The organism is Psychromonas algicola (assembly GCF_004378355.1).
GTDB lineage: Bacteria > Pseudomonadota > Gammaproteobacteria > Enterobacterales > Psychromonadaceae > Psychromonas.
In genome coordinates, this window is record NZ_SNUB01000116.1 from 1 (window position 1) to 304 (window position 304).

The window sequence follows — 304 nt, forward strand, 5'->3', positions numbered from 1 at the left end:
TACCACCCTTGTATGTTTTGAGTTCTAACCATGGCCCCTGAACCGGGGTTTGGGACACTGTTTGGTGGGTAGTTTGACTGGGGCGGTCTCCTCCCAAAGAGTAACGGAGGAGTACGAAGGTTGGCTAATCACGGTCGGACATCGTGAGGTTAGTACAATGGTATAAGCCAGCTTAACTGCGAGACAGACACGTCGAGCAGGTACGAAAGTAGGTCATAGTGATCCGGTGGTTCTGAATGGAAGGGCCATCGCTCAACGGATAAAAGGTACTCCGGGGATAACAGGCTGATACCGCCCAAGAGTT

General features: G+C 51.6%; 1 rRNA gene. It reads left to right on the top strand.

The features are described 5' to 3' along the window. Positions 1 to 304: ribosomal RNA gene (locus E2R67_RS16570) — 23S ribosomal RNA — on the top strand; the annotation flags it as partial.